Source organism: Actinomadura formosensis NBRC 14204 (genome assembly GCF_001552155.1).
In the GTDB taxonomy this organism is placed as follows: Bacteria; Actinomycetota; Actinomycetes; order Streptosporangiales; family Streptosporangiaceae; genus Spirillospora; species Spirillospora formosensis.
In genome coordinates this window covers 46592-53132 of the sequence record NZ_BCQQ01000038.1, presented here as the reverse complement: position 1 = coordinate 53132, position 6541 = coordinate 46592, and the positions used below count along the sequence as shown (strand labels likewise).

Annotated in this window: 6 protein-coding genes and 2 riboswitches; of the genes, 4 read left to right on the top strand and 2 right to left on the bottom strand. The window is 70.3% G+C overall.

Features of this window, described 5'->3' with window-relative positions; all coding sequences use genetic code 11:
* Positions 1-848, bottom strand: an 848-nt coding sequence (locus tag AF1_RS12950; RefSeq protein WP_242608895.1) for a hypothetical protein, incomplete at its 3' end; no start/stop codon positions are given.
* An 87-nt stretch (positions 849-935) separates the two neighbouring features.
* Between AF1_RS12950 and cds1 the strand changes: the two genes are divergently transcribed.
* The gene (gene cds1, locus AF1_RS12945; RefSeq protein ID WP_067797241.1) at positions 936-2033 is read left to right on the top strand and encodes an L-cysteine desulfhydrase Cds1; all 1098 of its coding nucleotides are present in this window, start codon (positions 936-938) and stop codon (positions 2031-2033) included.
* Here cds1 and AF1_RS12940 read toward each other — a convergent pair.
* Positions 2023-3321 (bottom strand): M50 family metallopeptidase, encoded by a 1299-nt coding sequence (locus AF1_RS12940; protein ID WP_067797238.1) that lies wholly within the window; start codon positions 3319-3321, stop codon positions 2023-2025. The two genes, cds1 and AF1_RS12940, sit on opposite strands and share 11 nt — an antisense overlap.
* Positions 3322-3496: 175 nt before the next feature.
* Positions 3497-3592: riboswitch (glycine riboswitch) on the top strand.
* A 4-nt stretch (positions 3593-3596) separates the two neighbouring features.
* A riboswitch (glycine riboswitch) is annotated at positions 3597-3686 on the top strand.
* A 73-nt stretch (positions 3687-3759) separates the two neighbouring features.
* On the opposite strand from AF1_RS12940, the gene gcvT reads away from it, so the two are divergent.
* Genes gcvT through AF1_RS12925 form a run of 3 tightly spaced genes read left to right on the top strand, consistent with a single transcriptional unit; the run spans position 3760 to position 6521 of the window.
* Positions 3760-4863 carry a glycine cleavage system aminomethyltransferase GcvT gene (gene gcvT / locus AF1_RS12935; RefSeq protein ID WP_067797236.1) on the top strand — a complete coding sequence of 368 codons (1104 nt, stop codon included), beginning with the start codon at positions 3760-3762 and terminating at the stop codon, positions 4861-4863.
* A gap of 15 nt (positions 4864-4878) precedes the next feature.
* Positions 4879-5268 carry a glycine cleavage system protein GcvH gene (gcvH, locus tag AF1_RS12930; protein ID WP_067797234.1) on the top strand — a complete coding sequence of 130 codons (390 nt, stop codon included), beginning with the start codon at positions 4879-4881 and terminating at the stop codon, positions 5266-5268.
* Complete coding sequence (locus AF1_RS12925) at positions 5265-6521, top strand: serine hydroxymethyltransferase (protein ID WP_067797232.1); 1257 nt, start codon at positions 5265-5267, stop codon at positions 6519-6521. The genes gcvH and AF1_RS12925 overlap by 4 nt, the downstream gene beginning before the upstream one ends.
* Positions 6522-6541: the final 20 nt, after the last annotated feature.

Below are 6541 nucleotides of genomic sequence, written 5' to 3'. Positions count from 1 at the left end.
GCGGTGCCGCGTTCGGCGCGGGCCGCCATCCGCGCGCCGCGCAGCCGGCGGCGGGTCCGCTCGGCGGCCTCGGCGCGGCGTTGCAGGAGCTCGGGCGGGATGAGGTCGTGCCGCCCCGCGATGAACTCCTGCACCCAGATCTTGCCGCGGATCAGCGGCCGGCGGAACTGCTTCTCCCGCCGGACGGCCCGCCGGTACTTGCGCGAGTCCGGGCCGTAGCGCCACCGCGACCACGGCGAGCCGGGCCGCGCCACCCGGATCGCACCCACGATCAGCAACGCGGGCACGAACAGCCCGATGAGGCCCGTCCAGATCTTGCCCTTCATCAGCGTGATCACCGCGAAGACGAGGTTGACGACGAGCGACACGGCGTAGACGCGGGTGAGGATGCCGGTGCCCGGATCGGGCGCGATGCCCTCGTAGCCCAGCGGGCGGATGCCGAGCAGCAGCAGCCCGGTCACCGCGATCGCGACGAACACGGCGTCGACGGACGCGCGGCCCTTCTCCGTCCAGTACACGTCGCTGAGGTGCAGGATCAGCGCGAACTCGTCCAGGACGAGGGCGGAGCCCATGCCGAACACGACGGCCGCACCCACCTCAAGGCCGACATAGGCGTCCGGGACGGCGAAACTCCCCACCCCGCCGAGCAGCATCAGCACGACACCGAACACGACATGGTGGATGTGGAGGTCGCCCACGGTCACATTGCGGAACCACCAGCGGACGTCCGCGCGGATCAGCCGGACGTTCACCCGCGTCAGCACGAACGTGATGATGAACGCCACGAAGAACCCGAACAGCGGCAGCCGCCCGGTCGCCAGGATCCGCTCGTCGAACATCTCGATCATCTGCCCCCCGCATCCTCCATAATGCACCGTGAAGTGCGCGGATATCGTGGACCCGGCCGATCAACGACGATCGAGGAGAACACTGCCGTGAGCCGCACCGTGGACCGCTGCGACCCTGGATACCGCGCATGGATCGCCGAGGCGATCCGCCTGGTCGACGCCGACGCCAACCGCAGCGCGGACACACACCTGCATGTGTTCCCGCTGCCGCCGGAATGGGGCATCGACCTCTACCTGAAGGACGAGTCCGTCCACCCGACGGGTTCTTTGAAACACCGGCTCGCCCGCTCGCTGTTCCTGTACGGGCTGGCGAACGGCTGGATCCACCGGGACACCACGATCATCGAGGCGTCCAGCGGGTCGACGGCGGTGTCCGAAGCGTACTTCGCGCGGCTGCTCGGCCTGCCGTTCATCGCGGTGATGCCGGCGTCGACCAGCCCGGAGAAGATCCAGCTGATCGAGTTCCACGGGGGCCGCTGCCATCTGGTGGACGACCCGTCCGCGATCTACGACGAGTCGCGGCGGCTCGCGGCCGGGTGCGGCGGCCACTTCATGGACCAGTTCACCTACGCCGAGCGGGCCACGGACTGGCGCGGCAACAACAACATCGCCGAGTCGATCTTCGAGCAGATGCGGCTGGAGCGGTTCCCCGAGCCGTCCTGGATCGTGGTCGGCGCGGGCACCGGCGGGACGTCCGCGACGATCGGCCGGTACGTGCGGTACCGGAGGTTCCAGACGCGGCTCGCGGTCGTCGATCCGGAGGGGTCGGCGTTCCACGGCTCGTTCGCCGACGGCGACCCCGGGCGGACGGCGGCGGGCTCGCGGATCGAGGGCATCGGACGGCCCCGCGTCGAACCGTCGTTCCTGCCGACGGTGATCGACCGGATGATCCGGGTGCCGGACGCGGCGTCCATCGCGGCGATGCGCTGGACGACCGGGGTCAGCGGCCGCGCCGTCGGCGGCTCGACCGGCACCAACATGTGGGGCGCGGCCGAGCTGATCGCGCAGATGCGGGCGCGCGGCGAGCGCGGCAGCGTCGTCACGCTGATCTGCGACGGCGCCGAACGCTACGCGGGCACCTACGGGTCGGACGCCTGGCTCGCGGAGCAGGGCCTCGACATCGCGCCCTGCCTGGCCGCGCTGGACGGCTTCCTGAAGACCGGCGAGATGCCCGCTATCCAGTGAACTTCACCGGGTTGACGAGGTCGGCGTAGATCAGCAGGCCGCCCATCACGATCAGCACGATGGCCATCACGTACGTCACCGGCAGCGCCTTGGCGACGTCCACATAACCGGGGTCGGGCCGGCGGAAGATCCTGGCGAACGCCTTCTTGACCGCCTCCAGCAGCGCGCCGGCGATGTGGCCGCCGTCCAGCGGCAGCAGCGGCACGAGGTTGAACAGCCCGACCGCGAGGTTCAGCGAGCCGAGCAGCATCACGAAGAACGAGACCTTCTCGGTGCCGCTGAGCTTCTCGGACGCGGCCACGTCGCCGCCGATGCGGGACACGCCCACGACGCCGATGGGCCCGTTCGGGTCGCGCTCCTCGTCGCTGAACGCCGCGTTCCAGACGCCGACCATCTTCTGCGGCATCCGCAGCAGCGCACCCGCGGTGCGCGCGGTCATATCGCCCATCGTGCTCGCGACCGCGCCGGGCCCCTGCCGCTCGATCGCGCTGGCGGGGGTGATGCCGAGGAACCCGACGTTGACGATCTTCTTCTCGTCCTTGAGGTCGTACATCTGGTTGCGGGTGATCGGGACGGTCAGCCGCACGTCCCGCCCGTCGCGCCGGACGGTCATCGGGACGGTCTTGCCGCCGTCCCTGCGGATCAGCTCCTGCAACTGCGCGTAGTCGTCGATCTTCTTGCCGTCGAACGAGACGATCCGGTCGCCCGCCTTCAGCCCCGCCTTCGCGGCGGGCGTCGGCGTGGCGTTCGCCGGGCAGTCCTTCACCTGCGACTGGCTCGCGGGCACCATGCAGGCGAGGACCTCGTGGATCACCGGCTGCGGCTGCTTCGTGCCGATCCCCATCAGCAGGATCGCGAAGAACATCACCGAGAGCAGCAGGTTCATCGCGGGCCCGCCGAACATGATGAGCAGCTTCTGCCACCACTTCTTGGCGTAGAACACGCGGTCCTCGTCGCCGGGCCGGACCTCCTCCAGCGCGGCGCCGCGCGCCGACTCGATGAGCCCCTGCCACGGGCCCGTGCTGACCCGCCGGACCTGGCCCGGGGCGTCGCCCTTGCGCGGCGGCAGCATCCCGATCATGCGGATGTAGCCGCCGAGCGGGATCCACTTGACCCCGTACTCGGTCTCGCCCTTGCGCTTGGACCACATCGTCGGCCCGAACCCGACCATGAACTGGGTCGTCCGCACCTTGAAGAGCTTGGCGAACGAGAAGTGCCCGAGCTCGTGCAGGGCGATGGACACCAGCAGGCCGAAGAACAGGATCAGCATTCCTGCCAGATAGACCATGCGGCTTGCCCCTCAGCTCGTGCTCCCGCTCACAGCGGGTGATCTCCAGCAACCAACTCAGGGTACGTGATCTGCCCCGCTCCGGTTGCCCAAGATCGGCATCACCGCCCCTCGAACCCGGGCCGACCACGGGTGGTCGCACGGCATGGCCGCTGCTAGATTGACGTCCAGCCGACGATCCCGTGCGGGAGAGTCCCTCGTAGCCGGCGAGGGACGCCGAAGGAGCAAACCCTCCCCGGAACCTCTCAGGCCCACGGACCGCACGGACCAGGCGACCTCTGGAAAGCGGGGACCCCGTTCCCCCGCCGAAGGTGAAAGCCCGCCGCCCGGCGGCGGGTGAAGCTCTCAGGCGCCGATGACAGAGGGGGAGGCACCGACACGCCCGGTGCGCGAGTGGGACGATGGACCACGCGTGCCCGTGACGAAGGAGCCGAACCCATGTCCGCCGATCCGACCGCGAAAAACGCGAAGCAGACGCCGCTGCACGACGTCCACCAGGACCTCGGCGCGAACCTCGTCGACTTCGCCGGCTACCTGATGCCGCTGCGCTACAAGAGCGAGACCGCCGAGCACGAGGCCGTCCGCACCGGCGCCGGGCTGTTCGACCTGTCGCACATGGGGGAGATCTTCCTCTCCGGGCCGGGTGCGGGCGCCGCGCTCGACTTCGCGCTGGTCGGCAACCTGTCGCCGATGCCGGTCGGCAAGGCCCGCTACACGATGATCTGCGCGCCGGACGGCGGCGTCCTCGACGACCTGATCGTCTACCGGCTCGAAAACGAGACGTGGATGGTCGTCGCGAACGCCGCGAACGCGGCCGTCGTCCGGGACGCGCTGACCGACCGGGTCGCGGGCTTCGAGGCCGAGGTCGAGGACCGTTCCGACGCGTACGCGCTGATCGCCCTGCAGGGCCCGCGTGCGCAGCAGATCCTCGAGGGATTCACCGACGCGCCGGTGGCCGGCCTCAAGTACTACGCGATCCTCGCCGGGCGGGTCGCCGGCCTGGACGCGCTGATCGCCCGCACCGGCTACACGGGCGAGGACGGCTTCGAAGTGTTCGTGGCCGCCTCCGACGCCGTCGCGCTGTGGCGGGCGCTCGCCGGGGTGGAAGGGGTCGTCCCGGCGGGGCTCGCGGCGCGCGACTCGCTGCGCCTCGAAGCGGGTATGCCGCTGTACGGCAACGAGCTGACCGCCGAGACGTCGCCGTTCGAGGCGGGCCTCGGCCGGGTCGTGAAACTGGACAAGGCGGTCGATTTCGTGGGCAAGGCCGCTCTGGCGGAGCAGGCGAAGACCCCACCGGGCCGTAGGCTCGTGGGACTGGTCGCGCGGGGGCGTCGCGCGCCCCGCAAGGGGTACCAGGTCGTCACGTCCGGCGGCACGCCGTGCGGGGTCGTGACGAGCGGCGCCCCTTCGCCCACACTGGGCAAGCCGATCGCCATGGCGTACCTCGACAGCGGTGTGGAGGGGACGGACCTGGCCGTGGACGTACGCGGCCGCCCCGAGCCGGTGGACGTGGTCGACCTGCCGTTCTACAAGCGTTCCTGAAAGAGAGAAGAGATCGTGAGCGTTCCGGAGCAGCTCCGCTACAGCGAAGAGCACGAGTGGGTGTCCGGCCTCGGCGGCGAGGACGGCATCGTCACCGTCGGCATCACGGCGCACGCCGCCGACGCCCTCGGGGAGATCGTCTACATCGAGCTGCAGCCGTCCGAGGGCGACACCGTCGAGGCGGGCGAGCCCTGCGGCGAGGTCGAGTCGACCAAGTCGGTCAGCGACCTGTACTCCCCCGTCAGCGGCGAGATCACCGCGATCAACAGCGCCGTGGTGGACGAGCCGAAGGTCATCAACGACGACCCCTACGGGGAGGGCTGGATCTTCAAGGTCCGGATCTCCGAGGAGCCGGGCGATCTGCTCGACTCCGTCGCCTACGACAAGCTGATCGAGGAGTCATGAGCCTCTACGATTCGCTCGCCGCGGCGGACCCGGAGGTCGCCGAGGCGGTCGCCGCCGAGCTGCGGCGCCAGCAGTCCACCCTTGAGATGATCGCGTCGGAGAACTTCGCGCCGGTCGCCGTGCTGGAGGCGCAGGGCTCCGTCCTGACCAACAAGTACGCCGAGGGCTACCCGGGCAAGCGCTACTACGGCGGCTGCGAGTACGTCGACATCACCGAGCAGCTCGCCATCGACCGGGCCAAGTCGCTGTTCGGCGCCGAGCACGCGAACGTCCAGCCGCACAGCGGCGCGCAGGCCAACACGGCGGTGTACTTCGCGCTGCTGCAGCAGGGCGACACGATCCTCGGGCTCGACCTCGCGCACGGCGGTCACCTCACCCACGGGATGCGGCTGAACTACTCCGGCAAGGTGCTGAACGTGGTGCCCTACCACGTCCGCGCCGAGGACGGCCGGGTCGACATGGACGAGGTCGCCGCGCTCGCGGCGGAGCACCGCCCGAAGATGATCGTGGCGGGCTGGTCGGCGTACCCGCGCCAGCTCGACTTCGCGGCGTTCCGGGAGATCGCCGACTCGGTCGGGGCGCTGCTCATGGTCGACATGGCGCACTTCGCCGGGCTCGTGGCGGCCGGGCTGCACCCCTCGCCCGTCCCGCACGCCGACATCGTCACCACGACCACGCACAAGACGCTCGGCGGCCCGCGCGGCGGGCTGATCCTCGCCCGCGAGGAGTACGGCAAGAAGATCAACTCCGCGGTGTTCCCCGGCATGCAGGGCGGCCCGCTGGAGCACGTGATCGCCGCCAAGGCCGTCACCCTCAAGATCGCCGCGTCGGAGGAGTTCAAGGCCCGGCAGGCGGTCACCATCGAGGGCGCGCGGCTGCTCGCCGAGCGCCTCCTCGCCGAGGACTCGGCCAAGGCCGGCGTGAAGGTCCTCACCGGCGGGACGGACGTCCACCTCGTCCTGGTCGACCTGGTGGACTCCGAGCTCACCGGACGCGACGCCGAGGACCGGCTGCACGACATCGGCATCACGGTCAACCGCAACGCGGTGCCGAACGACCCGCGTCCGCCGATGGTCACCTCCGGCCTGCGGATCGGCACCCCGGCCCTCGCCACCCGCGGCTTCACCGCCGAGGACTTCACCGAGGTCGCCGACATCATCGCGCTGGCCCTGCAGCCGTCCTTCGACCGCGACGCCCTCGCGGCCCGCGTGAAGGCGCTGGCGGACAAGCACCCCTTGTATCCGAACCTGTGACATCGACGCGCCCCCTCCCC